The sequence below is a fragment of the Thioalkalivibrio sp. ALE11 genome, assembly GCF_000381205.1.
Taxonomy (GTDB): Bacteria; Pseudomonadota; Gammaproteobacteria; order Ectothiorhodospirales; family Ectothiorhodospiraceae; genus Thioalkalivibrio.
In genome coordinates, this window is the sequence record NZ_KB906164.1 from 122,077 (window position 1) to 146,798 (window position 24,722).

At 66.8% G+C, this 24,722-nt stretch carries 22 protein-coding genes and 2 tRNA genes; 7 read left to right on the forward strand and 17 right to left on the reverse strand.

The annotated features are described in order from the left end of the window. The first annotated feature begins 7 nt into the window (after window positions 1-7). Window positions 8-2,074: a GGDEF domain-containing phosphodiesterase gene (locus F620_RS0100600; protein WP_019569096.1), complete on the forward strand. Its 2,067-nt coding sequence runs from the start codon at window positions 8-10 to the stop codon at window positions 2,072-2,074. A 24-nt stretch (window positions 2,075-2,098) separates the two neighbouring features. On the opposite strand, the gene dnaJ is transcribed toward F620_RS0100600, so the two are convergent. From dnaJ to hrcA, 4 genes are all read right to left on the reverse strand, one after another. Next, a complete protein-coding gene (dnaJ, locus tag F620_RS0100605) occupies window positions 2,099-3,244 on the reverse strand; it encodes a molecular chaperone DnaJ (RefSeq protein ID WP_019569097.1) in 1,146 nt (381 codons plus the stop codon). 137 nt (window positions 3,245-3,381) lie between these two features. Beyond that, window positions 3,382-5,316: a molecular chaperone DnaK gene (dnaK, locus tag F620_RS0100610; protein WP_019569098.1), complete on the reverse strand. Its 1,935-nt coding sequence runs from the start codon at window positions 5,314-5,316 to the stop codon at window positions 3,382-3,384. A gap of 124 nt (window positions 5,317-5,440) precedes the next feature. After that, window positions 5,441-6,019: a nucleotide exchange factor GrpE gene (gene grpE / locus F620_RS0100615; protein ID WP_018869988.1), complete on the reverse strand. Its 579-nt coding sequence runs from the start codon at window positions 6,017-6,019 to the stop codon at window positions 5,441-5,443. Between the two features lie 99 nt (window positions 6,020-6,118). Continuing rightward, the gene (gene hrcA / locus F620_RS0100620) at window positions 6,119-7,180 is read right to left on the reverse strand and encodes a heat-inducible transcriptional repressor HrcA (RefSeq protein ID WP_018869989.1); all 1,062 of its coding nucleotides are present in this window, start codon (window positions 7,178-7,180) and stop codon (window positions 6,119-6,121) included. Window positions 7,181-7,295: 115 nt separating this feature from the next. Here hrcA and F620_RS0100625 point away from each other — a divergent pair, with 115 nt between their 5' ends. Continuing rightward, on the forward strand, window positions 7,296-8,174 hold the full coding sequence (locus F620_RS0100625) for an NAD(+) kinase (protein ID WP_019569099.1): 879 nt from the start codon (window positions 7,296-7,298) through the stop codon (window positions 8,172-8,174). A gap of 1 nt (window position 8,175) precedes the next feature. Continuing rightward, complete coding sequence (recN, locus tag F620_RS0100630) at window positions 8,176-9,840, forward strand: DNA repair protein RecN (protein WP_019569100.1); 1,665 nt, start codon at window positions 8,176-8,178, stop codon at window positions 9,838-9,840. 36 nt (window positions 9,841-9,876) lie between these two features. Here recN and fur read toward each other — a convergent pair whose 3' ends face one another. Next, entirely contained in the window at window positions 9,877-10,302 is a 426-nt protein-coding gene (fur, locus tag F620_RS0100635) for a ferric iron uptake transcriptional regulator (protein ID WP_019021218.1), read from the reverse strand. Window positions 10,303-10,403: 101 nt separating this feature from the next. On the opposite strand from fur, the gene F620_RS0100640 reads away from it, so the two are divergent. Next, window positions 10,404-10,763: an outer membrane protein assembly factor BamE gene (locus tag F620_RS0100640; protein ID WP_018869993.1), complete on the forward strand. Its 360-nt coding sequence runs from the start codon at window positions 10,404-10,406 to the stop codon at window positions 10,761-10,763. 28 nt (window positions 10,764-10,791) lie between these two features. Here the strand turns inward: F620_RS0100640 and F620_RS0100645 are convergent, their stop codons facing one another. Genes F620_RS0100645 through F620_RS0100655 form a run of 3 tightly spaced genes read right to left on the reverse strand, consistent with a single transcriptional unit; the run spans window position 10,792 to window position 12,912 of the window. Then, window positions 10,792-11,121, reverse strand: coding sequence for an RnfH family protein (locus tag F620_RS0100645; protein WP_018869994.1), 330 nt, complete (start codon window positions 11,119-11,121; stop codon window positions 10,792-10,794). Further along, window positions 11,114-11,554: a type II toxin-antitoxin system RatA family toxin gene (locus tag F620_RS0100650; protein WP_018869995.1), complete on the reverse strand. Its 441-nt coding sequence runs from the start codon at window positions 11,552-11,554 to the stop codon at window positions 11,114-11,116. The genes F620_RS0100645 and F620_RS0100650 overlap by 8 nt, the downstream gene beginning before the upstream one ends. After that, the gene (locus F620_RS0100655; protein WP_019569102.1) at window positions 11,554-12,912 is read right to left on the reverse strand and encodes a sodium-dependent transporter; all 1,359 of its coding nucleotides are present in this window, start codon (window positions 12,910-12,912) and stop codon (window positions 11,554-11,556) included. The genes F620_RS0100650 and F620_RS0100655 overlap by 1 nt, the downstream gene beginning before the upstream one ends. A gap of 110 nt (window positions 12,913-13,022) precedes the next feature. Between F620_RS0100655 and smpB the strand changes: the two genes are divergently transcribed. Beyond that, window positions 13,023-13,502 carry an SsrA-binding protein SmpB gene (smpB, locus tag F620_RS0100660; RefSeq protein ID WP_019569103.1) on the forward strand — a complete coding sequence of 160 codons (480 nt, stop codon included), beginning with the start codon at window positions 13,023-13,025 and terminating at the stop codon, window positions 13,500-13,502. 7 nt (window positions 13,503-13,509) lie between these two features. On the opposite strand, the gene dnaQ is transcribed toward smpB, so the two are convergent. From dnaQ to F620_RS0100675, 3 genes are read right to left on the reverse strand one after another with little or no spacing between them, the layout of a single operon-like run. Beyond that, complete coding sequence (dnaQ, locus tag F620_RS0100665; protein WP_018869998.1) at window positions 13,510-14,226, reverse strand: DNA polymerase III subunit epsilon; 717 nt, start codon at window positions 14,224-14,226, stop codon at window positions 13,510-13,512. Between the two features lie 37 nt (window positions 14,227-14,263). Further along, a complete protein-coding gene (rnhA, locus tag F620_RS0100670; RefSeq protein ID WP_019569104.1) occupies window positions 14,264-14,725 on the reverse strand; it encodes a ribonuclease HI in 462 nt (153 codons plus the stop codon). Further along, window positions 14,718-15,392: a hypothetical protein gene (locus tag F620_RS0100675; RefSeq protein ID WP_019569105.1), complete on the reverse strand. Its 675-nt coding sequence runs from the start codon at window positions 15,390-15,392 to the stop codon at window positions 14,718-14,720. The genes rnhA and F620_RS0100675 overlap by 8 nt, the downstream gene beginning before the upstream one ends. 91 nt (window positions 15,393-15,483) lie before the next feature. On the opposite strand from F620_RS0100675, the gene F620_RS0100680 reads away from it, so the two are divergent. Both F620_RS0100680 and F620_RS0100685 read left to right on the forward strand, forming a co-directional pair. Then, window positions 15,484-17,103 carry a LysM peptidoglycan-binding domain-containing protein gene (locus F620_RS0100680; protein WP_051081220.1) on the forward strand — a complete coding sequence of 540 codons (1,620 nt, stop codon included), beginning with the start codon at window positions 15,484-15,486 and terminating at the stop codon, window positions 17,101-17,103. A gap of 88 nt (window positions 17,104-17,191) precedes the next feature. Continuing rightward, window positions 17,192-17,992 carry an enoyl-ACP reductase gene (locus F620_RS0100685; RefSeq protein WP_018870002.1) on the forward strand — a complete coding sequence of 267 codons (801 nt, stop codon included), beginning with the start codon at window positions 17,192-17,194 and terminating at the stop codon, window positions 17,990-17,992. 134 nt (window positions 17,993-18,126) lie between these two features. Here the strand turns inward: F620_RS0100685 and F620_RS0100690 are convergent, their stop codons facing one another. The 6 genes from F620_RS0100690 to clpX all read right to left on the reverse strand — a co-directional run bounded on the left by F620_RS0100690 (window position 18,127) and on the right by clpX (window position 24,706). Next, complete coding sequence (locus F620_RS0100690) at window positions 18,127-20,016, reverse strand: SurA N-terminal domain-containing protein (protein WP_019569107.1); 1,890 nt, start codon at window positions 20,014-20,016, stop codon at window positions 18,127-18,129. A gap of 118 nt (window positions 20,017-20,134) precedes the next feature. After that, window positions 20,135-20,211 (reverse strand) — tRNA-Asp (locus F620_RS0100695). A 40-nt stretch (window positions 20,212-20,251) separates the two neighbouring features. Then, window positions 20,252-20,327, reverse strand: a tRNA-Val gene (locus F620_RS0100700). An 11-nt stretch (window positions 20,328-20,338) separates the two neighbouring features. After that, complete coding sequence (locus F620_RS0100705) at window positions 20,339-20,626, reverse strand: HU family DNA-binding protein (RefSeq protein WP_255349426.1); 288 nt, start codon at window positions 20,624-20,626, stop codon at window positions 20,339-20,341. Window positions 20,627-20,857: 231 nt separating this feature from the next. Continuing rightward, on the reverse strand, window positions 20,858-23,338 hold the full coding sequence (gene lon / locus F620_RS0100710) for an endopeptidase La (protein ID WP_019569108.1): 2,481 nt from the start codon (window positions 23,336-23,338) through the stop codon (window positions 20,858-20,860). An 87-nt stretch (window positions 23,339-23,425) separates the two neighbouring features. After that, window positions 23,426-24,706 carry an ATP-dependent Clp protease ATP-binding subunit ClpX gene (gene clpX, locus F620_RS0100715; RefSeq protein ID WP_019569109.1) on the reverse strand — a complete coding sequence of 427 codons (1,281 nt, stop codon included), beginning with the start codon at window positions 24,704-24,706 and terminating at the stop codon, window positions 23,426-23,428. Between the last annotated feature and the right edge of the window lie 16 nt (window positions 24,707-24,722).

Below are 24,722 nucleotides of genomic sequence, written 5' to 3' on the forward strand. Positions count from 1 at the left end.
CACTTCCATGATCGAATCCATTCGCGTCCTCTTCGTGACCGCCAATCCCAACCTGGCGGAGCAGGTCATCAGCAGCATCCGGTCGCGTGGCTGCGCGGTTCGCCCGGAGCAGGTCGATGACGGCGAGGGCCTGACCGCGGCGCTGCGGGAAACCCGCTTCGACGTCGTCATCCTGACCGAACCCGGGCTGAATCTGACGCGCAGCGACGTGGATGCGGCCCTGCAGTCCAGCGGCCGGCGCACTCCCCTGGTCCTGATGACGGAACGCCCGGAGGAGGAACGCCTGCCCGACTACGAGGCCGGTGTATTCGCCGTGGTGGACCATCAGCTGGTGGAGCTCACCGCGATCCTGACCCTGCGTGCGGCCGACTCGCTGCATCTGCGCCAGAAGATCAAGCGCCTGGAAAACTCGCTGCAGGAATCCGAACGGCGCAGCCAGCTGCTGCTGGACAACTCGCGCGACGCCATCGCCTACATCCATGACGGCATGCATGTGTACGCCAACGCCTCCTGGCGCGAACGCTTCGGCGTTGACGATCCCGACGACATCGAGGGCCTTCCGCTGATGGATCTGGTCGCGCCGGACAGCCGCGACGACCTCAAGCGCTTCCTGCGCAGCTACCAGGAGGGCAGCGAGGAGGCCATGGCGCAACGTTTCCAGTTGCGCACGATGGACGGCGAGGCCTTCGAGGCGGAGCTGCACCTGTCCTCCACGACCGTGGAAGGCGAGGCCGCGACCCAGGTCCAGCTCAGCTCCGGCGAAGACAAGGAGCTGGCGCAGAAGATCGACTATCTGTCACAGCGCGACCTGGTCACCGGCCTGTACAACCGGCAGTACTTCCAGGACGCCATCGAAACCACGCGCACGCGGGCCGCGGAAACCGAAAAGCCCTTTGCCCTGCTGACCGTGGCGGTGGACCATTTCCCCGAAATCCGCGCCAACGCCGGGATGTCCGGGGCCGACCTGATGCTGGCCGACGTCGGCCAGATCATCGAGAGCCATTTCCCGGAAACCGCGGTGGTCGCACGGCTGGAGGCCGAACGCTTCGGTGTGCTGATGCCCGAAGCCCAGCAGGCCGGCGCGGAAGAACGCCTGGATGCACTGCAGGAGGCCATCGCCTCGCGGGTGTTCGAGGTGGGCACGCTGTCCACCCATGGCAGCGTTTCGGCCGGCGGGGTCATCGCCGACGAGACCGCGCCGGATACCGAGGAACTGCTGGCGCAGACCGACCGTGCACTGGAAGACGCGGTGAAGGCCGGTGGCGGCACCCATCGATTCTACCGTCCCGCCGAGGGCGAGCTGACCCAGGCGCAGCTGGATCAGCAATGGAAGAACCGCATCCTCGAGGCGCTGGAGGACAACCGTCTTGAGCTGCGCTATCAGCCGGTGGTCAACCTGCACGGCGCCGACCGGCCGCGCTACAGCGTGTTCGTGCGCCTGCTGGATCCCGACGGCACGGTACACGAGCCGGTGGAATTCCTGCCCAGTGCCGAACGCACCGAAGTGGCAACCCAAATCGACCGCTGGATCCTGCGCCACGCCCTGGCGGTGCTGGCCCAGCAGCTGAAGAAGGACTCGCGCACGCAGTTCTTCCTCAAGCTGACCAACGGTTCGCTGGGCGACCCGTCCGTCCTGAGCTGGCTGAACGACGATCTGCACGCCCTGCGCATCCCCGCGGACAACGTGGTGGTGGAACTCAAGGAACCGACCATCGTCACCCATCTCAAGCCGGCGATGAATGTGGGCCGCGGGCTGAAGGAAATGCACGGTCACCTGTGCGTGGACGATTTCGGCAACGGCCTCAAGCCGTTTCAGCTGCTGCAGCACCTGGATGCCGACCACATCAAGCTGGACGCTTCGTTCGTCAAGAACCTCGCCGAAAGCGAGGAGAACCAGGAGACCATCCGCGAATACACCGAGGCCGCCCACGCCAAGGGCAAGCAGGTCATCGTCCCCCACATCGAGGACGCTTCGGCGCTGGCCGTGCTGTACGGCCTGAACGTCAACCTGGTGCAGGGCTTCTTCCTGCAGGCCCCGATGCCCCAGCCGGACTTCGACTTCGAGTCCGTCTGACGCGCTCGGGGCCGGCTCCCGGCCCTATTTCGACCAGAACTTCAGGTCCTCGAAGAACGAGCGGACCCCGTCGAAGAAGGAGTGTTCCTTGGGGCTGTGCTTGGTTCCACCGGCCCGGGTCTCCTCCTCGAACTCCTGCAGCAGTTCCTTCTGCCGTTTGGTCAGATTGACCGGGGTCTCGACCACCACGCGACAGATCAGGTCGCCCACGCCACCGCCGTGCACCGATTTCACGCCCTTGCCGCTGACGCGGAACTGCTTCCCGCTCTGGGTCTCCGGCGGAATCTTGAGGTTCACCCGGCCGTCCAGCGCCGGCACCTCCAGCTCGCCGCCCAGTGCGGCGGTGGCGAAGGAAATCGGGACCTCGCAGTGCAGGTCGTTGCCGTCGCGGCGGAACAGCTGGTGCGGCTTGACCCGAACCTGCACGTAGAGATCCCCCGGCGGGCCGCCGTTGAGGCCGGCCTCGCCCTGACCGGACAGGCGGATGCGATCGCCGGTGTCCACTCCGGCAGGGACCTTGACGTCCAGGGTGCTCTGTTCCTGCACCCGGCCCTGACCGCCGCAGGCCTTGCAGGGCGTGGGAATGATGCGTCCGCTGCCGTGGCAGCGCGGGCAGGTCTGCTGCACCGAGAAGAACCCCTGCTGAATACGGACCTGGCCCATGCCATTACAGGTCGGGCAGGTTTCGGTGGAGGTCCCCGGCTCGGCCCCCGACCCGTCGCAGGCCTCGCAGGAACTGGTGGTCGGGATCCGGATCTGCACTTCGGTCCCGAACACCGCTTCCTCCAGCGTCAGCTCGAGGTTGTACTGCAGATCGGAGCCGCGGTAGGCACGCTGCCCGCCGCGACCGCCGCCGCCACCGAAGATGTCGCCGAAGATGTCCTCGAAGATATCGCTGAAGTTGGATCCTCCGGCACCGCCGCCGAAGCCGCCGGCGGCCGAGCCGTCCACACCGGCGTGGCCGTAACGGTCGTAGGCCGCCCGTTTCTGATCGTCGCTGAGGACGTCGTGCGCCTCCCGAGCCTCCTTGAAACGGGCCTCGGCATCTTCATCCCCGGGGTTGCGGTCGGGGTGATACTTCATCGCCAGACGGCGAAAGGCCTTCTTGATGTCGGCGGCGGAGGCGTCCTTCGACACCCCCAGCACCTCGTAGTAATCGCGTTTTGCCATGATCGTTTTCCTGCGGATGGTCCGGGGCGTTCAGCCGTTGCCGGGAACGAAAGCGCCCGGGTTCGCGCATGCGCGGGCCCGGGCGTGGTGGCTGGCAAGGGAAACCGGCCGGCGCGTGGCCGGCCGGCCACGGCGGATCAGCCGTTCTTCTTGTCGTTGTCGTCGACTTCCTCGAACTCGGCGTCGACCACATCGTCGCCCTGCTGCTGGCCGCCGGCCTCTCCGGAAGCATCGGCCGCCCCGGCATCACCGCCCTGCTGCGCATAGGCCTTCTCGGCGATCTTGCCGGAAGCTTCGGCCAGCTTCTGCGTGGCCTGCTCGATGGCCTCGGCGTCGTCGCCTTCCATCGCGGTCTTGACCTCGCTCACCGCCGACTCGATCGCGGAGCGCTCCTCATCGGAGACCTGATCGCCCAGATCACTGAGCGACTTCTCGGCGGAGTGCACCATCGCATCGGCCTGGTTGCGCGCCTGCACCAGCTGCTGGAACTTCTTGTCCTCTTCGGCATGGGCCTCGGCGTCCTTGACCATCTGCTCGACTTCCTCCTCGGACAGGCCGGAGGAGGCCTTGATGACAATCTTGTTCTCCTTGCCGGTCGCCTTGTCCTTCGCCGAGACGTTCAGGATGCCGTTGGAGTCGATGTCGAAAGTGACCTCGATCTGCGGCACGCCGCGCGGGGCCGGCGGGATATCCTGCAGGTCGAAGCGGCCCAGCGACTTGTTGGCGCTGGCCATCTCGCGCTCGCCCTGCAGCACGTGCACGGTCACCGCGGTCTGGTTGTCCTCGGCGGTGGAGAACACCTGCTGTGCCCGGGTCGGGATGGTGGTGTTCTTCTCGATCAACTTGGTCATCACGCCGCCCATGGTCTCGATGCCCAGCGACAGCGGGGTCACGTCCAGCAGCAGCACGTCCTTGACGTCGCCACCCAGCACGCCGGCCTGCACCGCGGCACCGACCGCGACGGCCTCGTCCGGGTTCACGTCCTTGCGCGCATCCTTGCCGAAGAAGCCGGAGACCGCTTCCTGCACCTTGGGCATGCGGGTCTGGCCGCCGACCAGGATCACGTCGTCCACCTCGGAGGCGGACAGGCCGGCGTCCTTCAGGGCCACCTTGCAGGGCTCGATGGAGCGCTGGATCAGGTCCTCGACCAGGCTTTCCAGCTTGGCCCGGGTGACCTTGATCGCCAGGTGCTTGGGCCCGGTATTGTCGGCCGTGATGTACGGCAGGTTCACTTCGGTCTGCTGCGCGGAGGACAGCTCGATCTTCGCCTTCTCGGCGGCTTCCTTCACGCGCTGCATGGCCAGCGGATCGCCCTTGATGTCGATGCCCTGGTCCTTCTTGAACTCGTCGGCCAGGTAGTCGATCAGGCGATTGTCGAAGTCCTCGCCACCGAGGAAGGTGTCACCGTTGGTCGCCAGCACCTCGAACTGGTGCTCGCCGTCCACCTCGGCGATCTCGATGATCGAGATGTCGAAGGTACCGCCGCCCAGGTCGTACACCGCGATCTTGCGGTCACCGCGCTGTTTGTCCATGCCGTAGGCCAGCGAGGCGGCCGTCGGCTCGTTGATGATGCGCTTGACCTCCAGCCCGGCGATCTTGCCGGCGTCCTTGGTCGCCTGGCGCTGCGAGTCGTTGAAGTAGGCCGGCACGGTGATGACCGCTTCGGTCACTTCTTCCCCGAGGTAATCCTCGGCGGTCTTCTTCATCTTCTGCAGCACGCGCGCGGAGATCTCCGGCGGGGCCATCTTCTTGCCCTGCACCTCGACCCAGGCGTCGCCGTTGTCGGCCTTGACGATGCTGTAGGAGACGAGGTCGATGTCCTTCTGCACTTCGCCCTCGTCAAACTTGCGGCCGATCAGTCGCTTGGCCGCAAAGATGGTGTTGTGCGGGTTGGTCACCGCCTGGCGTTTGGCGGCCTGGCCGACCAGCACCTCGCCATCTTCACTGAACGCGACGATGGACGGCGTGGTGCGCGCGCCCTCGGCGTTCTCGATGACCTTGGCCTGGTCGCCTTCCATCACGGCGACGCAGGAGTTGGTGGTCCCGAGGTCGATTCCGATCATCTTGCCCATGGCTGAATTCTCCTGAAATTGAAAGTTCGCGGCACAGGGGACGCCCCTGCCCGTTTGTACGGTGATCTGGGGGCCGTGGCGGCCTTTTCAACCGCCCCGGCCGGAATTCGTGACCGGCGAGTGGTCAGGCGTTCTCGTCGATGCCCGGGGAACTGGGCGCCTTCGAGACCATGACCATCGCCGGACGCAGGACCCGGTCCTGCAGCATGTAACCCTTCTGCATGGTCGCGACCACGGTGTTCGGCGGCTGCTCGGGATCCTCCTGCATCGACATCGCCTGATGGCGCTCCGGATCGAAACGCTCGCCGGTGGGCTCCTCGGCCTGGATGCCGAACTTGTCGAAGACCTTGTGCAGGTTCTTGAGGGTCAGGTCCACGCCCTCGATGACGCGGTCCACGTCCTGCGACTCGCGCGCGGCCTGCAGCCCCATCTCCAGGGAATCACAGACCTCCAGCATCTCGGAGGCGAATTTCTCCATCGCATACTTGTGCGCGTTCTCCAGCTCGCGTTCGAAGCGCCGGCGCTGGTTCTCCAGCTCGGCCTGCGCGCGCAGGGCCTGGTCGCGCCGCTCCTCGGCCAGCGCCTCCAGCTCCTGGATGCGATCGGCCTCGCCGGCCGCCGCGGCCGCTTCCTGTTCCTCGGGGGAGGGCGACTCCTGCGCTTCGTTTTCGGGGGTTTCCCGGGATTCCGGCTGTTCGGACATGCTTCCCTCGCGTTCGTATCGAGTGTTGTTCGGACGGGCGCCGCCTGTCGCCGGCGCACAAGCAGGAAGGCGGGGCTCGCGGCCCCGCCTTCGCGGTGTTTACTGGGAGTCTGGGGATTCCCCGCGCACATTCAAGGCCGAGCCCAGCAATCGTGCGGTGACGTCCACGATGGGCACGACCCGGTCGTAGGACATGCGCGTCGGGCCGATCACACCCAGCACACCCACCACCTCGCCTTCCACGCTGTAGGGCGCGGTCACCACCGAGCAGTTCTCGAACCAGTCGAGACCCGACTCGCGGCCGATGAAGATCTGCACCCGGTCGCCGCGGATGCACTGGTCGAGGATGCCGAGGATCTCGCGCTTCTCGTTGAACGCTTCCAGCAGCTGCCGCAGGCGCTCCATGTCGGAAAGCTCCTCGTAGCCCAGCAGCTGGGTCTGGCCGGCCACGACGACATCGTCGGGGTCCTCGTCGCCCAGCGCCTGTTCGCCCAGGTCGATGGCGGCGAGCATCTGCGCGTCCAGGTCGTCGCGCACCTCGCGCATTTCCCGCAGGAGTTCGGCGCGCACCGTATGCAGGCTCTTCCCCGCGAGATGCGCGTTGAGATAATTGGCCATGCGCTGCAGGTCGTCCTGACTGAAGTCCCGCTCCAGTTCGAGGACGCGATTCTGCACCTCGCGGCCGTCGATCACCAGGATCGCCAGCACCCGGCCCTCGCCCAGCCGCAGGAACTCGATCTGCGACAACGCGACGTTGCGATGCCGCGGCAGCCGCACCATCCCGGCCATGCGCGTCACCTGGGACAGCACGCTGCTCGCGCTGTCCAGCAGGTCCTGGGTGGAGGCACCGGGATCGAAGCGCGATTCGATCGCATCGATCTGCTCGCGACTGGGCTTGCGCACCTCCAGCAGGCTGTCGACGAACAGCCGGTAGCCGGCGGTGGTCGGAACCCGCCCGGCCGAGGTGTGCGGCGCCTGTATCAGGCCACGATCCTCGAGATCGGCCATCACGTTGCGCACCGTCGCGGCGCTCACCTTGAGGCCCGAGGCGCGCGCGAGGTTGCGGGACCCCACCGGCTGACCGTCGCTGATATAGCTCTCGATCAGCGTCCGCAGCAGGGTCCGCTCGCGGGCATCCAGCTGAATCGACGAGTCGTTCATGTTTCTGTCAGCGCTCCTTCCGGACGAGTGCCACAACCGTCCAAGTGTTCGGGGACCGCGCCCCGCCGTCAAGCCGCCGCGTGCAGGACCGCCCGGTTTTCCGGATAATGCCGGCATGATGCCAGAGTTCAAGACCGTCGGCCTGATCGGCAAGGCCAACGACCCGCGCACCGCTCCACTGGTGGAGCGGCTGGTACAGCTGCTGTGCGAGCGCGAGCGACACATACTGATGGAAGCCGACATCGAGGGCTTCCAGCGCCCGGCCGACGTACCGATCCGGCCGGTCGGCGAGCTGGCGCGCGAAGCCGACCTGCTGGTCGTGATCGGCGGCGACGGCACGCTGCTGGCGACCGCACGGGTCACCGCCGGGATCGGCACGCCGCTGCTGGGGATCAATCTCGGTCGCCTCGGCTTTCTGGTCGACGTATCCCCCGATACCGCGCCGGAGGAACTGGGGGAGGTCCTGGATGGCGCCTACGTGCTGGAACCGCGCTCCATGCTGGAGGCCGAAGTGGTGCGCGACGGCGTGACCGTGCACACCGGGGTCGCGGTCAACGACGCCGTGCTGCACGTACTCAGCGTGGTGCGCATCATCGAGTTCGACACCACCATCGATGGCGTGGACGTCGGGCGCCTGCGGGCCGACGGGCTGGTGGTGGCCACGCCCACCGGCTCCACCGCCTACGCCCTGTCGGCCGGCGGCCCCATCCTCACCCCGCAGATGGACGGCATGGTGATCGTCCCGGTCGCGCCGCACAGCCTGAACCACCGCCCGCTGGTGGTGGGCGGTGATTCGGTCATCGAGATCCAGCTGTCCCCCGACAGCCGCTCGCCGGCACAGGTCGCGCTGGACGGTCAGGAGAACGTCGACTTCGGGCCCGGCGACCGCCTGCGCATCCGCCGCCGCGAATACGGCATGACCCTGATCCACCCGCACAATCACCAGTTCCTGCGCATGCTGCGTTCCAAGCTGCGCTGGGGAGAACAGCCCTGACATGCTGCGCCTGATCCACATCCGCGATTTCGCCATCGTCGACGAACTCGAACTCGAGCTCGACGACGGCCTCAACGCCCTGACCGGCGAGACCGGGGCGGGCAAGTCCATCCTGGTTGACGTGGTCGGCCTGCTGCTGGGCGACCGCGCCGACGCCTCCATGGTGCGCGAGGGCGCCGAACAGGCCGAGCTGGGCGCCGAATGCGAACTGCCGGACAACAGCCCGGCGCATACCTGGCTCGCCGAGGCCGGTCTGGCCGGCGAGGACGGCGACCCGCTCCTGCTGCGCCGCGTGCTGACGCGCCAGGGCAAGAGCCGCGCCTGGATCAACGGGCGCCCCGCAACCGTTACCCAGCTGCGGGAACTGGGCCAGTGGCTGGTCGACATCCACGGGCAGCATGCCCATCAGCAGCTGCTCGGGCGCGATACCCAGCGGGCCTGGCTGGACGGCTTTGTCGAGGCGCCCCTGTGCCATGCGGTGTCTACCGCCTTCCAGCAATGGCGCGAGGTCCGCAGCGCCCTGGAAAAGGCCCGTGCGGAACTGGCCGAGGCCGGAGACCGGCTGGACCTGCTGCGCTTTCAGACCGGCGAACTGGCCGAACTGGCGCCGGAGCCCGACGAATACCCCGAGCTATCCACCGAACAGAGCCGGCTGGCGCATGGCACCGAGGTCCTGCAGGCCCTCCAGGCGGCCGACGCCACCATCGGCGAGGACAACGGGCTGGATGCCCTGCTCGGCCAGATGCTGCACCGGCTGCAGGAGGCGGCCCGCCATGACGACCGCCTGCAGCCCGGGATCGAGCTGCTGGAGTCGGCCCGCATCCAGATCGACGAGGCCGGGGACACCCTGCGCCGGCTGGCCGAGGACATCGACCCCGACCCGCAGCGCCTGGCGGAACTGGATGCGCGACTGGGGGAGTACCTGCGTCTGGCGCGCAAGCACCGGGTCGAACCGGAGGAACTCCCCGGGCTGCATCAACGGCTGCAGGACGAACTCGAGCACCTGGAATCCGGCGACCGGACGGTCGAAGAACTGGAGGCCCGGGCCACGCAGGCGCGCAGCGCGCTGGAAGACGCCGCGGCGAAACTCACCCGCGCACGCGAGCAGGCCGCGCGGCGCATCGAGACCGCTGTCACCGAGACCATGCAGGAACTGGGCATGGCCGGCGGACGTTTCGAGATCGCCGTGGAACCCGACGACGAACCGCGCGCCCATGGCGCCGACCGGGTGGAATTCCGCGTCGCCGCCAACCCCGGCCAGACCCCGCAGCCGCTGGCCCGGGTGGCATCGGGCGGCGAACTGTCGCGTATCGGCCTGGCCCTGCAGGTGCTCGCGAGCCAGCAACAGACCGTGCCCACCCTGATCTTCGACGAGGTCGATTCGGGCATCAGCGGCGCGGTGGCCGAGGTCGTCGGGCGCAAGCTGCGGCGGCTGGGGGAACGCCACCAGGTGCTGTGCGTCACCCATCTCGCGCAGGTCGCCGCACAGGCCCATCATCAGCTGGAAGTGGCCAAGACCACGGCCGAGGATCACACCCGCACCGGCATCCGGCGTCTCGATCACGAAGACCGGGTAGACGCCCTGGCCCGCCTGATCGGCGGCAGTGCCCTCACCGAGAGCAGCCGCGCCCACGCACGGGAGCTGCTGCAAACGCCCGGGGACTGAGACGACTCCCCCGGCGAAGCCCGGTGGGGAGAGGGTTCAGGCGGGGCGGCGGGGGCAGGCCTCGTCGCTGCAGTCGCCGTACAGCACCAGGGCATGATCCCGGATCGAAAACCCGTAGTCCGAGGCGATCTGCTGCTGACGCTGTTCGATGGTCTCGTCGTAGAACTCCTCGACCCGCCCGCACTGGTTGCAGACGATGTGGTCGTGGTGGCCGCCGCGCTCCAGCTCGAACACCGCCTGGTTGCCCTCCAGATGGAGCCGGCAGACCAGGCCGGCGGCCTCGAACTGCGTAAGCACGCGATACACCGTGGCCAGGCCGATCTCCTCGCCGGAATCCAGCAGCTCGCGGTAGATCGCCTCGGCCGTGAGATGCCGCGTCTCCGACTGATCCAGGATCTCCAGGATCTTCATCCGCGGCAGCGTGACTTTCAGACCGGCCTTCTTGAGATTGCTCGTTTCCATGCACGATCCCTGCATCGCGTCGGGCTCCGGGCATTGAGAGCCACCGGATGCTTTGGTGTACCATGCGCGTTTCCAGACTCGTTCAAGGTCCCGCGCGCTCGATGTACAAGATTCTCATTACTATCGCGGTCGCCGCAAGCACGCTTACCGCGTGCAGTGGCTTTAACCAGTTCCGTCTCGACGTGCAGCAGGGCAACGTGATCGACGCCACCGACGTGGCGCGAGTCCAGCCCGGCATGACGCCCGGCCAGGTGCGTTTCCTGCTGGGGACGCCGCAACTGGACGCGGCCTTCAAGAGCGAGGACCGCTGGGACTATGTCTATTACCGGCGTCCGGGGATCGGCCCCACCGAACGCCAGCGCGTGAGCGTGTATTTCCAGGACGGCGTGGTCGCCTACATCGACTCCGACGTGCCGCAGCCGGTCGCCCTGGAGGACCACCCGGTGGACATGGACGACTGAGGGAGACGGGCGGGCCGCGTCACCGGGGTCACGCCTCCCCGCCCTTTTCTTTCGTCTTGCCCTTGCCGGCACGCTGGCGCCGCACCTCTTTCGGGTCGGCGATCAGCGGGCGGTAAATCTCCACCCGGTCGCGCGGCCGCAGCACGGTATCGCGGCGGGTAATCTTGCCGAAGATACCGACCTTCGCGTTGTCCAGATCGATCTCCGGAAACTGCCGGTCGATCTCGGACTGGCGCAGCGCCTGCTCCACGGTCGTGCCGGGCGGGACCTCCAGCGACAGGATCACCTGGCGGTCGGGCCGCGCATAGGCGACCTCGACCGTCATCGGCCCCTCGCCACCATCGTCTGCCTCAGCCATTCCCGTGCACCTCCTGCGCGCGGCGGACGAAGGCGTCCACCAGGGAATTGGCGATCTGGTGGAACACCGGACCGATCGCGAACGACATCAGCCGGCTGGCGAACTCGAATTCCAGCTCCAGCGAGATGCGCGTGCCGCCGCCCTCCAGCTCGGTGAAGCGCCAGGTGCCGTGCAGGCGCTGGAACGGCCCCTTCACCAGACGGATGTCGATGGACTCCGGCCGCCGCAGCGTGTTGCGGGTGGTGAACGACTTGTGCAGCGCCCCCTTGGCGAGCTCGATGGTGCCCTCCACCTGGTTCTCGCTGCGGTTGCGTGCGGACGCGCTGCGACAGCCCGGCAGGAATTCCGGGTAAGAGTCGATGTCGTCCACCAGGTCGAACATCTGCTCGCGCGAATACGGCACGTCGGCCGAACGCTGGATCTTCGAGCCCATCAGATCAGCTCCACCGCACGCAGGAACACCAGCAGGATCGCGACCGGCGCGACGAAGCGCACCAGGAAGTACCACAGCCCGAACAGGACCGGCGAGCGCATCGCCAGCTCCGCACTCACCGACCCGCGGGTCATGCGCCAGCCGGCGAACAGCGCGATCAGGAATCCGCCCAGCGGCAGCAGGATGTTCGCGGTCAGGTAGTCGAGGAAATCGAGCACGCCCATGTCGAACAGGGTGTAGTCCGACCAGACGTTGAGCGACAGCAGCGCCGCGATCCCCAGGGTCCAGGCCGCGATCGCCAGCACCGTGGTCGCAGCCACCCGCGTCATGCCCACGGTTTCCACCAGCCAGGCCACCGCCGGCTCGGCGATCGAGATCGCCGAGGTCCAGGCCGCGAAGCTCAACAGGATGAAGAACACCGTCCCGAAGATCAGCCCGCCGGGCATCTCGCCGAAGGCCAGCGGCAAGGTCACGAAGATCAGCCCCGGCCCCTCGCCCGGCGACAGCCCGGCGCCCAGCACGATCGGGAAGATCGCCAGGCCGGCCACGATCGCGACCAGGGTATCCGCCCCCACCACGACCCCGGCGGTGCGCGGGATGGAGGCATCACTCTGCAGATAGCTGCCGTAGATCATGATCGCGCCCATGCCCAGACTCAGGGTAAAGAAGGCCTGCCCCATGGCCAGCAGCACCGCGTTGGCGGACAGCTCGGAGAAGTCCGGCGCCAGCATGAATGCGAGGCCTTCGCCGAAGTTCCCCTGCACCACCGCGTAGCCGACCATCACCAGCAGCATCACGAACAGCAACGGCATCAGGATGGTCACCGCCTTCTCCAGCCCCGACTGCACCCCGCGCGCGACCACGATGCCGACCATCACCATGAAGATGGTGTGCCAGGCCAGCAGCGCCTCGGGGGAGGCCAGCATGCCGTCGAACATCGCCTCGGAGCCACTGGCGTCCAGGCCGACAAAGCCGCCCGCCCCGCTCTTGAAGATGTACGACAGGGCCCAGCCCGCGACCACCGAGTAGAACGACAGGATCAGGAAACCGGTCACCACGCCGATCCAGCCGATGGAGGCCCAGCCGGTCGACACCCCCTCCTCGCGCGACAGGCTGGTCATGGTGTTGATCGGCGACTGGCGCCCGCGCCGGCCCAGCATGATCTCGGCGATCATCACCGGCAGGCCGATGAGCAATATGCAGCCCAGATACACCAGCACGAAGGCGCCACCGCCGTTCTCGCCGGCGATGTAGGGGAAACGCCAGATGTTCCCGAGCCCGACGGCCGAGCCCGTCGCCGCGAGGATGAAGGCCAGACGGGTGGTCCATTGACCATGGATCGATGCGGTGGGTGGCATGCGGATCTCCGTGTTTTTGCCCGTGGATTGTGAGCCAAGGCCGGCCGGCACTCAACTGAGTGCCGGTCCATGGATGCCCGACGTTGACGCCTGGAGTACACTCCGCCCCCATGGGCAAGAAGAAGAAAACCGCCGGGGACGGCTCCAGTACCATCGCGCTCAACCGCCGCGCGCGTCACGACTACCACATCGAGGACCGGCTGGAAGCCGGGCTGGCCCTCGAGGGCTGGGAGGTCAAGTCGCTGCGGGCCGGCCGCGCACAGATCAGCGAAGCCTATGTCCTGCTGCGCAACGGCGAGGCATACCTGTTCGGCGCCCATTTCACTCCGTTGCCCACCGCCTCCACGCACATCAATCCGGATCCGAGCCGCACGCGCAAGCTCCTGCTGCACCGCTCCGAGATCAACCGACTGATTGGTGCGGTGGAACGCCGCGGCTTCACCCTGGTCCCGCTGGCCCTGTACTGGAAACGCGGCCGGGCCAAAGTGGAGATCGGCCTGGCCAAGGGCAAGAAGGCCTACGACAAGCGCGCCGACAAGAAGGAAAAGGACTGGCAGCGCGAACGCGCGCGCATCATGAAGAACCGCTGATGCGGGCTCACTCGCGGGCCGCGCGCCAGCGACAGGCACCCCCGGCCGCCTCGTCCAGCACCGCCAGCAGCTCGGCATGGGCGGCCGCCTCTTCCGCCGACGGCTCCACGACCGGCAGGGGCTGCCCCGAACGCCGTGCCCGCGCCGGCGCCTGATCCCCCGTATCCTGCTCGCTGTCGCTGTCCAGGGTCAGGCTCACCTGCCCGCCGGTCATCGCCAGATAGACATCGGCCAGCAGCTCCGCGTCCAGCAGCGCGCCGTGCAGCGTCCGGTCCGAGGCATCCACCCCGTAGCGCTTGCACAGCGCGTCCAGCGAATTGCGGCTGCCCGGATGCATGCGCCGCGCCAGCACCAGCGAATCCAGCACCCCGCAGATCTCGCCGATGGAGCCCGCCGGCGCCTGGTCGCCCAGCAGCGCCAGCTCGTGATCGAGAAAGCCGATGTCGAACGGGGCGTTGTGAATCACCAGTTCCGCCCCGCGCACGAATTCCACGAATTCCCCTGCCAGGTCGGCGAAACGCGGCTTGTCCGCGAGAAACTCGTTGTCGATCCCGTGCACCGCCACCGCACCGGCATCGATCTCCCGGTCCGGCTGGATGTAGTGATGCCACACCCGGCCGGTCGGCCGGCGATTGTCCACCTCCAGACAGCCGATCTCGATGATGCGGTGCCCGTCCGCCGGTTCCAGGCCGGTGGTCTCGGTGTCCAGCACGATCTGGCGCATGTTGCGTCCTCTTCGATTCGGTCGTCCCGCGGATGGCTCAGCTGGCCGCCCCGCTCAGGAGTTCGTCGATGCCGGCATTCGCCAGCTCGTCGGCGCGCTCGTTCTCCGGGTGCCCGCTGTGGCCGCGGACCCAGTACCACTCGATGGAATGGCGCGCCGCCTGGGCATCCAGCGCTTCCCACAGGTCCCGGTTTTTCACCGGCTGGCCGCTGGCCGAGCGCCAGTTGCGCCGTTTCCAGCCGGGCAGCCATTCGGTCACGCCCTGCTTCACGTACCTGGAATCGGTGACCAGCTCCACCCGACAGGGCCGCTGCAGGGTCTCCAGCGCGCGGATGGCCGCGGTCAACTCCATGCGGTTGTTGGTGGTCTCGGCCTCGCTGCCGTACAGCTCGCGCTCGTGCCCGCGGTAGCGCAGCACCGCCCCCCAGCCGCCGGGACCGGGGTTGCCGCGGCAGGCGCCGTCGGTATAGATGTACACCCGCTCGTCGTTATCATTCATTGCCGTCCCTCGTTCGGCCGCGTTCGCCGGCGCATGATACGCGCGAAACGGCCGCGCCGGGAGCACCCGTCGGCGGCGCGAAGCGCAGCGCACGTGCCGGCCGCAGGGGCTCCTCCACCCGCTTGTGCGCGATGGTCAGAATGACCCCGGCCAGCGGGGGAAGTCCACGCAGAGCCCAGCGGTCCAGGCGTGCCAGCCGGCGCTGCCAGGCCACCGGCAGGCCGGGCGGCAGCACGCTGAGGTTCCATTGCTCCAGCACTTCCAGGCCGGCGGCCGCCAGCATCCCCCGATAGCGTACGCTGCGCAGTCCCTCGGGCAGCGGGGACGGGCGCAGCCCGGCTTCCGGATCACCGTGAAGCCGGTTGGCCTCCAGCATGAACAGATGCCCCTCGGGCTCCAGCACTCGGGCCGCCTCGTTGACCACCACCTGCGGCTCCGGACTCCAGCTGCAGGGATGGCCCAGCACGATGATCCGCGCCCCGGCGGATTCCAGCGCCCAGGCCTCCGGATCGATCCGGACCTGCGCCCCCGGATCCGCCACGCGCAGCACCCGTGCCTGATCCGGGGCGTCGGGATCCATCAACGGCGCCGGCGCCAGTTCCACCGCAACGTTCAACGGGCTCCCGGTCGCGTGGCGGCGCATGCGATCCAGCAGGCGCTCGCGCACCCGCTGGCCCTGAGGCTGGGCATACCACCGGGCGAGGCAATCGCGTGCCCGTGCTTGGTGCTCCGGGTTGGCTGGTTTATCCTTCGTCCCCATGAAACTTCGATGCCCCGCTGTTCCCGTTCGCCCGCTGGCTCTCGCCGTTACCGTGGCCCTGTTCTCCGGTTGTAGCCTACACGACCGCGAGCGGTCACTGGATACCGCCGACACCGGTACCGGGAGTCCGGCCGAGGCGCGCACCCCACAGGCGCGCACCTACGACACCGAAGACGTCGAAGCCGCCATGCAGCGCCAGGCCGAGAAGGCGGAAAAGCGTGCCGCCGAAACCGACGACCTGTGGGAACGTGCCCGGCTGAACTACGGTTTCAGCGACGAACTCGACCACGATCGCGTCCAGCGTTATCTCGACCACGATCGCGTCCAGCGTTATCTCGACCATTATCGCGATCAGCCGCGCATCATCGAACTCTCCACGCGGCGGGCCGAACCCTTCGCCTATTTTATCCTGTCGGAGCTCGAGGCTCGTGACATGCCGGCGGAACTCCTGCTGCTTCCCATCGTGGAGAGCGGCTATGCCCCGGAAGCCACCTCCAGCGGACGTGCCGCCGGGATCTGGCAGTTCATACCGTCCACCGGGGATCATTTCGACCTGCACCGCGACGACTGGTACGACGGCCGGCGCGATGTCTACCAGTCGACCCTGGCGGCACTCGACTATCTCGAATACCTGCATTCCCGCTTCGACGACTGGTACCTCGCCCTGGCCGCCTACAACTGGGGCCAGGGGAACGTCCGCCGGGCGATGGAGGCCAATGCCGCGCAGGGCCGCGACACCGACTACTGGAGCCTTGACCTGCCGGCCGAACCGCATGCCTACGTTCCCCGCCTGCTGGCCCTGCGCGAGCTGTTCCGCGCGCCGGATGAACACGGCGTGACCCTGACCCCCGTGGCCAACGAACCGGCGCTAGAGATCGTCCGCCCGGAACGCCAGGCGGATCTGGCCCTGGTCGCGGACATGGCCGAGCTGGATACCGCCGAGCTGGAACGCCTGAACCCCGGCTACCACCGGCACGCCACGCATCCCGAACATGCGCGGCACCTGTTCGTGCCGGCCGAAGCCGCGGACCGTCTGGAAACCGCGCTGGCGGAACACGGCGACGATCCGCTACTGCGTTTCCGCGAATACACCGTGCGCGCGGGCGACAACCTCGGCCGTATCGCGCGCGACGCCGGCACCGAGGTCGCGGTCGTGCGGCAGATGAACGATCTCAATGGCGACCTGATTCGCGCGGGCCAGACCCTGCGCCTGCCGGTGGGCGGGGACGACGCCGGGGCCGCCACGGCCGTCGCCGAGGCCGGCGATGCGGATTCACTGACGGAATACGAAGTCCGCCGCGGCGACAGCCTCTGGACCATCAGCCAGTCCACCGGCATGAGCCTGAGCGAGCTGCGCCGGGTCAACGACCTCGGGCGCGACACCACCCTGCAGCCCGGGGATGTACTGCAGGTCGCGGCGGCACACGGCGATGAAGGCACGGTGCAGTACGAGGTCCGCCCGGGAGATTCGCTGTCCGGCATCGCCCGGCGCTTCGAGGTCTCGGTGGACGATGTCCGGCGCTGGAACGGCCTTAACGGCGACCGCATCCGCGCCGGTGAAACCCTGGTCCTGCACATCGAGCACGACGACGCGACCGTGGCCCGCGCGGACACCTGACGCGCTGGCCCGACCCGGGGCACATCGGTATGATCCCCGAAACACGCGTCCGCGACGCCAATCGCATCAAACCAGCAAGGAGAGTTTCATGGGCTTTCTCACCGGCAAGCGCGCCCTGGTCGTCGGGGTCGCCAGCAACCGTTCCATCGCCTATGGCATCGCCGCGGCGCTGCACCGGGAGGGCGCGGAGCTGGCCTTCACCTATCAGAACGAACGGATGCGCGACCGCGTGGAAAAACTGGTCGCCGATTTCGACTCGGACATCCTGATTCCCTGCAACGTCGAGAGCGACGAAGAGATCGAACAGGTCTTCGAACACCTGGACGACTACTGGGACGGCGTCGACATTCTGGTTCACTCCGTGGCCTATGCGCCCAAGGAGGAACTGGACGGCGATTTCCTCGACAACATGACCCGCGACGGCTTTCGCACCGCGCATGATGTCAGCTCCTACTCGCTGGCGGCCTTCGCCAAGGCCGGACGCGCGATGATGAAGGATCGCGATGCCTCCATCCTGACGCTCAGCTACCTGGGTGCCCAGCGGTCCATGCCCAACTACAACGTGATGGGACTGGCGAAGGCGAGCCTTGAAGCGAATGTCCGTTATCTGGCCTACACCCTCGGTCCGGAGGGCACTCGCGTGAACGCCGTGTCCGCCGGCCCCATCCGCACCCTCGCGGCATCCGGGATCGGGGATTTCAAGCGCATCCTCGACCATGTCGAGAGCAACGCCCCGCTGCGGCGTAACGTCACCATTGATCAGGTTGGCAATGCCGGGGCGTTCCTGTGCTCCGACCTGGCTTCCGGCATCACCGGTGAGGTGATGTACGTCGACTCCGGTTACAACACCGTCGGCCTCGGCCAGCACGAGATCGGCCTCGACAGCTAGGCCACAAGCGGCGGCCTGCCGGCCGCCGGGTCTCTGAACCGAGAAAGGCCCGGCCAGTCATCTGGCCGGGCCTTTTTTTGTGCGCGGCCGGGCGGCCTGATACCGCCCGGCTCTTTCTCTACTCCCTCTTCCCTCTACTCCAGGTTCTCCGGAAAACGCTGAATATCGGCCTCGGACTCCAGCCACGCCAGATAAGCACGCATCTCGGCACCGCCGTAGGCGTTGCGCAGCTGGTCGCGGGCCTGCTGGCGCAGAGCCGGATCCTCCTGCATGCCCCCGGCCTGCACCGCCTCCAGGGCCACCACGGCAAAGTCACCGCCGGACAGCGTCAGGCCCGCCAGTCGCGGCCCGTCCTCTCCGGGTGCGGCCAGACGGAACACCGGTGCCACCAGGCCGTCCGGCACGTCACCGTCGCGGGTATCCCGGCGCAGCTCGCGCGAGCGCGTCCAGCTGCCCTCGTCTTCGATGGCAGCCGCCCAGTCGTCAGCCTCTCGCAGGTCTTCCAGCAGGGCCTCGCCGGCTTCGCGCGCCGCTTCGGCGGCCGCTTCGGCCTGCAGCCGGGCCCGAATCTCGTCCTCGACCTCGGCCAGCGGGCGCAGCTCCGCCTCTTCCCGTTCGGCCACGCGCAGCACGATCGTCGAGCCATCATCAAGATCCAGGGCATCGCTGTTCTCTCCGCGCTCGCGCACCCGCTCGCCGAAGGCCGCATCGCGCACGGAACGCGAGTCCGCGATGCCGCTGCCCGAGTCGCGGGTGAACCAGTCGGTCGTGCGGATCTCCAGCCCGGTCGCCTCGGCCGCGGGCTCCAGACTTTCCGGAAACTCGACGCTCAGCGACATCAGGTCGTCCAGCGCATCGATCTGCATCTGCTCGGCACGCCGGTCGCGCAGGTCGGATTCCACGTCGTCACGCACCTGCTCCAGCGGCTGTGCGCGGGCATCCTCGACCGCAGTCACCTGGATGATGTACCAGCCCTGATCGGTCCGCACCGGCTGGCTCACCATCCCCTCGGGCAGACTGAAGATCACCGTCTCCAGGGTCGACGATCCCAGATCCCCGCGGGCCAGCTCCCCCATGCGGCCGCCCCGCGGCGCGCTCAGGGAATCCTCGGAGTATTCCTCGGCAAGCTCCGCAAAATCCTCGCCGTCCTCGATCCGCTGATGCAGCTCGCCAATCCGTGCCTCGGCGTCGTCCTCGTCCGCCAGGCGAATGACCCGGACATCGCGCAGTTCCGGTTCCTCGTAACGCGACCGGTTGGCGCGGTAGTGCTCCACGATGTCTTCCTCGCTCAGCTCGACGGCCTCTTCCAGCGATGCCGGATCGAGCTGAAGATACTCCACCCGCAGACGCTCTGCGGTCGTGAACTCGTCCGGATTCGCTTCGTAGTAGGCCTGAACGGCGTCCTCGTCCACCACGCCGGGGCGATCGAAATCCTCCGCCGCGAACACCCGCCAGCTCACCGTCCGCACCTGATTGCGCAGCGCGGCGTACTCGTCCACCAGGCCTTCGTCGAAGCGACCCGACTCGCGGATGCCCGTCTGGATCTGCGACATCACCAGCGAGCGACCGATGTCATCCTCGAAATCCGCGGGACTGATGCGCTGGGCCGACAACAGCTGGGAATAGCGCTCGGGACTGAACTGCCCGCCCTCCTGAAACACCGGCATCGCGCGGATCTCGCGGCGCACCGATTCGCTGGCGGCGGTAAACCCGAGATCACCGGCCGCCTGACGCAACAGGGTCTCGCGAATCAGGCTCTCCAGCGCCTGCAGCCGGATCCCCTCGTCATCGAATTCGTCCGGGATCTCGCCGCCGAACATGCGGCGGAGTTCATCCCGCTGGGCACGCGCCTCCTGATGCACGGACCGGGTATCGATGTCCACGCCGTTGACCTCGGCAGCCACGATGTCGCCGGCTCCGCCGAAGTATTCGCCCACGCCCCACAGGGCGAAGGGGACCGCGATCAGGCCGATGATTACGTAGGCGAGCCAGCCGGTCGCCCGATCTCGAATTGCTTGCAGCATGCTGGTTTTGTCCGTTCGGGTTCAGCAGGGAAAACAGATCAATGGTAGCAGGCGCGCCCTCCGCCGTCTGTCGGACACACCAACAAAAAAGGCGCCCCGGAGGGCGCCTTTCGAAATATGGCGGAGCGGACGGGACTCGAACCCGCGACCCCCGGCGTGACAGGCCGGTATTCTAACCAACTGAACTACCGCTCCGTATTCTTTTCAGCGCAGCCGCATCGAGCAGGTCTGCGCCTGGTGGGTGCTGACGGATTCGAACCGCCGACATTCGCCTTGTAAGGGCGACGCTCTACCAACTGAGCTAAGCACCCGGTAAAGCTCTTTAGTTTACCCGATCCTTCAACGCTTTGCCAGCCTTGAAACCGGGCGTTTTCGACGCGGCGATCTGGATCGTCTCGCCGGTGCGCGGGTTGCGCCCGGTGCGCGCCTCACGTTCGCGGACGAGGAACGTCCCGAAGCCAACCAATGATACCTGATCACCCTTGGCAAGGGAATCCCCGATTACGCTGACCATGGCATCGACCACCTTGCCGGCCTGAGCCTTGGGAACATCGGCTTCCGCGGCGATCGCGTCGATCAATTCGGATTTATTCATGAAACGGTTCCTTATCGTTTTGGTGACTCGGGCGTGCAGCCGGCAGGGCCAAGCTTACAACAATCCGGGCCGATGCCGCCACGGCCTGTGCAGGGAACGGGAATGGGGTCGACAACCGGATCCGGACAATGCGATCAGGTTTATAGCAAGGCTGCGAAAAAGGTGTCAAACGCCGGTCGCCGCTCCCTGCGACCGGCTCGACAAAAGTCCTCGCCCCGGGCCCTCTCCCCCGGGTGTGTGGACGGATCAGTGATGCCGGACCCGGCCACGACCCCGCGAGGGTTTCTTCTTGTCGGAAACGACTTCCTCGGCGGGCGCCTCGCCCTCCGCCGACTCGCCGGTACGGGCTTCCGGCATCTCGGCCAGGGCGACTTCCAGAACCTCGTCGATCCAGCGGACCGGGCGAATATCCAGCTTCTGCTTGATGTTCTTCGGGATATCCACCAGATCCTTCTCGTTTTCCTCCGGGATCAGGACCGTACGGATACCCCCGCGATGCGCCGCCAGCAGTTTCTCCTTGAGCCCGCCAATCGGCAGGACCTGCCCGCGGAGCGTGATTTCCCCGGTCATGGCCACATCGGCACGGACCGGGATGTTCGTCAGCGCCGAAACAATGGCCGTGCACATGCCGATCCCGGCCGAAGGACCGTCCTTGGGTGTGGCGCCCTCGGGGACGTGGATGTGGAGGTCCTTGTTCTCGTGGAAGTTCTCTTCCAGGCCAAGGGCAGCGGCGCGGGACCGGACCACCGTGAGCGCGGCGTGGACCGACTCCTGCATCACGTCACCGAGCTTTCCGGTCTGCTGGGTCTTGCCCTTGCCGGGCACCACCGAGGACTCGATGGTCAGCAGTTCCCCGCCGACCTCGGTCCACGCCAGGCCGGTGACCTGGCCGACCCGGTCGGCCTCGTCGGCCTGGCCGAAGCGGTAGCGCCGCACGCCCAGGTACTTGTCCAGGGTCTTGGGCGTAACCGAAGTCATGCGGTCGGCGTCCTTGCCCTTCGACAGGGTGCGCTGCTTGACCACCTTGCGGCAGATCTTGGCGATCTCGCGCTCCAGCGCACGCACCCCGGCCTCGCGAGTGTAGTAGCGGACCACGTCGCGCACCGCCGCATCGGAGATGTTGATCTCGCCCTTCTTCAGACCGTTGGTCTTGATCTGCTTGGGGATCAGGTAGGTGTGCGCGATGTTGACCTTCTCGTCCTCGGTGTAGCCGGACAGGCGGATCACTTCCATGCGATCCAGCAGCGGCCCGGGGATGTGCATGCTGTTGGCCGTGGCCACGAACATCACGTCCGAGAGATCGAAGTCGACCTCCAGGTAGTGGTCGCTGAAGGTGTGGTTCTGTTCCGGATCCAGCACCTCGAGCATCGCGGAGGCCGGATCCCCACGGAAATCCATGGCCATCTTGTCGATCTCGTCCAGCAGGAACAGCGGGTTGCGCACCCCGACCTTGGACAGGTTCTGGATGATCTTGCCCGGGAGCGACCCGATATAGGTGCGCCGGTGACCGCGAATCTCGGCCTCGTCACGCACTCCGCCCAGCGCCATGCGCATGAACTTGCGGTTGGTGGCCCGCGCGATGGACTGCCCCAGCGAGGTCTTGCCGACGCCGGGCGGCCCCACCAGACACAGGATCGGCCCCTTCAGCTTGCGCACGCGCGACTGCACCGCGAGATATTCCAGGATGCGCTCCTTGACCTCTTCCAGCCCGTAGTGATCCTCGTTGAGGATCTTCTCGGCACGCTTGAGATCCTTGGAGACGCGGGTCTTCTTTTTCCACGGCAGCGACACCAGCCAGTCGATGTAGCTGCGCACCACCGTGGCCTCGGCGGACATCGGCGACATCATCTTGAGCTTGTTGAGCTCGGCGGTCGCCTTCTTCTTCGCCTCTTCGGACATCCCGGCGTTCTCGATCTTCTCCGCCAGGTCCTCCTGCTCGTTGGGTGCGTCCTCGAGGTCGCCCAGCTCCTTCTGAATGGCCTTCATCTGCTCATTCAGGTAGTACTCCCGCTGGGACTTCTCCATCTGCTGCTTCACGCGGCCGCGGATCTTCTTCTCGATCTGCAGCACGTCCATCTCGCCCTCGATCTTGGCGACCAGATGCTCCAGACGCTCGCGCACGTTGGCGATCTCGAGGACCTGCTGCTTCTCCTCGAGTTTCAGCGACATGTGCGCGGCGATGGTGTCGGCCAGGCGCGAGGTGTCGTCGATCCCGGCCAGCGAGGTCAGGATCTCCGGCGGGACCTTCTTGTTCAGCTTGATGTACTGCTCGAACTGGTTCAGCGCGGAGCGCCCGAGGACCTCGAGTTCCTTGTCCTCGGTATCGAATTCCTCATCGATCAGTTTGATGTCGGAGACGAAGTAGTCTTCTTCCTGCTCGGGATCCCCGGTGGTGGAGACATCCATCACGCGGGCACGCTGCGCGCCTTCCACCAGCACCTTGATGGTGCCGTCGGGCAGGCGCAGGAGCTGGAGGATGTTGCCGAGGGTCCCGATCTCGTGGAGATCCCCGGCGTCGGGTTCGTCCACCTCGGCGCTCTTCTGCGCGACCAGGAGGACCTGCTTGTTCTCTGCCATCGCCGAATCCAGCGCGCGAATCGATTTCTCGCGCCCGACGAACAGCGGAATGACCATGTGCGGATACACCACGACGTCGCGCAGCGGCAGCACCGCAACGCGCTTGACGGGCGATTCCACCTCGTTCTGGGAAGGACGGTCGTCGGTCATGTGGCCCCCTCAGGGCTGGGCGAATGTAGGGGGGAAATGGGGGCGACCCGCGCGGCTTTCAAGGGTCGCCCCGCCGATGTTTCCCGCTCAGGAGTCCGCGGCGGCCTGCCGGGTGTACGAGGTGTTGTCGTAGATCAGGTAGGGCTCGGCGTCCCCGCGGATCACCGCCTCGTCGATCACGACCTTGGTGACCCCCTCCATGGACGGCAGTTCGTACATCGTGTCCAGCAGGATGTTCTCCAGGATGGTCCGCAAGCCGCGGGCACCGGTCTTGCGCTCCAGCGCCTTCGCGGCGATCGCGTGCAGCGCATCGTCGCGGAACTCCAGCTCGACACCCTCCATCTCGAACAGCCGCGCATACTGCTTGACCAGCGCGTTCTTCGGCTGCGTGAGGATCGTGATCAGGGCATCCTCGTCCAGCTCGTCCAGGGTCGCCTGCACCGGCAGACGCCCGACGAATTCCGGGATCAGGCCGTAACGCACCAGATCGTCGGCCTCCAGCTGTTTCAGCCAGTGATCCGAGGAGGCGTCCTCGTCCTTGCTCGCCAGCGCCGCGGAAAAGCCGATGCCGGTCCCTTTCTCCGCCCGCTGCTGGATCACCTTGTCCAGGCCGGAGAAGGCACCACCGCAGATGAACAGGATGTTGCTGGTGTCGACGTTCAGGAACTCCTGCTGCGGATGCTTGCGCCCGCCCTGCGGGGGGATCGAGGCGGTCGTGCCCTCGATCAGCTTGAGCAGGGCCTGCTGCACGCCCTCGCCCGAGACGTCACGGGTGATCGAGGGGTTGTCGGCCTTGCGCGATACCTTGTCGATCTCGTCGATGTAGACGATCCCGCTCTCCGCCTTCTCGACGTCGTAATCACACTTCTGCAGCAGCTTCTGGATGATGTTCTCGACGTCCTCGCCAACGTAGCCCGCCTCCGTCAGGGTGGTCGCGTCGGCGATGGTGAACGGGACGTTGAGCACCCGGGCCAGGGTCTCCGCCAGCAGGGTCTTGCCGGATCCGGTCGGACCGATCAGCAGGATGTTGGACTTTGACAGCTCCACTTCATCCTTGCCGGCCCGCGCCTCCATGCGCTTGTAATGGTTGTAGACGGCGACGGAGAGGATCTTCTTCGCGTCGTTCTGGCCGATCACGTAATCATCCAGGGTGTCCCGGATTTCACGGGGCCGCGGCAGCGAGGCATGCTCGGTCTGGCCGGCCTCCTGCATCTCCTCGCGGATGATGTCGTTGCACAGCTCAACGCACTCGTCGCAGATGAACACGGAAGGCCCCGCGATCAGCTTGCGCACCTCGTGCTGGCTTTTCCCGCAGAAGGAGCAGTACAGCAACTTGCCGTCCGCGGGAGGGTTCTTGTCGTCGCTCATCCGTTGCCCTCGATTG

Bases quoted from the DNA above. Each gene is read 5' to 3' on its own strand.
- grpE (WP_018869988.1), bottom strand. From the start codon at position 6,019: ATGTCCGAACAGCCGGAATCCCGGGAAACCCCCGAAAACGAAGCGCAG.
- F620_RS0100625 (WP_019569099.1), top strand. From the start codon at position 7,296: ATGATGCCAGAGTTCAAGACCGTCGGCCTGATCGGCAAGGCCAACGAC.
- F620_RS0100645 (WP_018869994.1), bottom strand. From the start codon at position 11,121: ATGGCTGAGGCAGACGATGGTGGCGAGGGGCCGATGACGGTCGAGGTC.
- F620_RS0100680 (WP_051081220.1), top strand. From the start codon at position 15,484: ATGAAACTTCGATGCCCCGCTGTTCCCGTTCGCCCGCTGGCTCTCGCC.
- dnaQ (WP_018869998.1), bottom strand. From the start codon at position 14,226: ATGCGCCAGATCGTGCTGGACACCGAGACCACCGGCCTGGAACCGGCG.
- smpB (WP_019569103.1), top strand. From the start codon at position 13,023: ATGGGCAAGAAGAAGAAAACCGCCGGGGACGGCTCCAGTACCATCGCG.
- F620_RS0100640 (WP_018869993.1), top strand. From the start codon at position 10,404: ATGTACAAGATTCTCATTACTATCGCGGTCGCCGCAAGCACGCTTACC.
- F620_RS0100655 (WP_019569102.1), bottom strand. From the start codon at position 12,912: ATGCCACCCACCGCATCGATCCATGGTCAATGGACCACCCGTCTGGCC.
- recN (WP_019569100.1), top strand. From the start codon at position 8,176: ATGCTGCGCCTGATCCACATCCGCGATTTCGCCATCGTCGACGAACTC.
- clpX (WP_019569109.1), bottom strand. From the start codon at position 24,706: ATGAGCGACGACAAGAACCCTCCCGCGGACGGCAAGTTGCTGTACTGC.
- rnhA (WP_019569104.1), bottom strand. From the start codon at position 14,725: ATGAATGATAACGACGAGCGGGTGTACATCTATACCGACGGCGCCTGC.
- fur (WP_019021218.1), bottom strand. From the start codon at position 10,302: ATGGAAACGAGCAATCTCAAGAAGGCCGGTCTGAAAGTCACGCTGCCG.
- F620_RS0100690 (WP_019569107.1), bottom strand. From the start codon at position 20,016: ATGCTGCAAGCAATTCGAGATCGGGCGACCGGCTGGCTCGCCTACGTA.
- F620_RS0100600 (WP_019569096.1), top strand. From the start codon at position 8: ATGATCGAATCCATTCGCGTCCTCTTCGTGACCGCCAATCCCAACCTG.
- lon (WP_019569108.1), bottom strand. From the start codon at position 23,338: ATGACCGACGACCGTCCTTCCCAGAACGAGGTGGAATCGCCCGTCAAG.
- F620_RS0100685 (WP_018870002.1), top strand. From the start codon at position 17,192: ATGGGCTTTCTCACCGGCAAGCGCGCCCTGGTCGTCGGGGTCGCCAGC.
- dnaJ (WP_019569097.1), bottom strand. From the start codon at position 3,244: ATGGCAAAACGCGATTACTACGAGGTGCTGGGGGTGTCGAAGGACGCC.
- F620_RS0100650 (WP_018869995.1), bottom strand. From the start codon at position 11,554: ATGGGCTCGAAGATCCAGCGTTCGGCCGACGTGCCGTATTCGCGCGAG.
- dnaK (WP_019569098.1), bottom strand. From the start codon at position 5,316: ATGGGCAAGATGATCGGAATCGACCTCGGGACCACCAACTCCTGCGTC.
- hrcA (WP_018869989.1), bottom strand. From the start codon at position 7,180: ATGAACGACTCGTCGATTCAGCTGGATGCCCGCGAGCGGACCCTGCTG.